1 protein-coding gene is annotated in these 255 nt (G+C 28.6%); it reads right to left on the bottom strand.

The window, feature by feature from the left end:
- Window positions 1-25: 25 nt before the first annotated feature.
- Window positions 26-255, bottom strand: a 230-nt coding sequence (locus SB689_RS23650) for a hypothetical protein (RefSeq protein ID WP_410694481.1), incomplete at its 5' end; no start/stop codon positions are given.

Here is a 255-nt window from a genome sequence, read left to right as displayed (position 1 = left end):
AATTAGCTATCATCTTATGGGAAGATTATCTGCTATTCTTATTGTTTAATAGATAGGTTACTTTTTGATTATTTGTATAACTAATATCTAGAAAAGGACTTTCCCACATATACTTTCCGTCTTTTAAATACAGCTTGCCAAAATCATGGGTTTTTGCCAATGCCCAAGAATTTGTACCATCTAATGACTCTTGGTATTGTAGATCAAGAGAATTATTGTTTTCAACAACTTTTAATAAAAATTTTTGATAAAGCT

Source organism: Chryseobacterium sp. SIMBA_038, from assembly GCF_046535115.1.
In the GTDB taxonomy this organism is placed as follows: Bacteria; Bacteroidota; Bacteroidia; order Flavobacteriales; family Weeksellaceae; genus Chryseobacterium.
The sequence above is the reverse complement of the archived record's forward strand: the minus strand, read 5'-3'. Positions and strand labels throughout refer to the sequence as shown.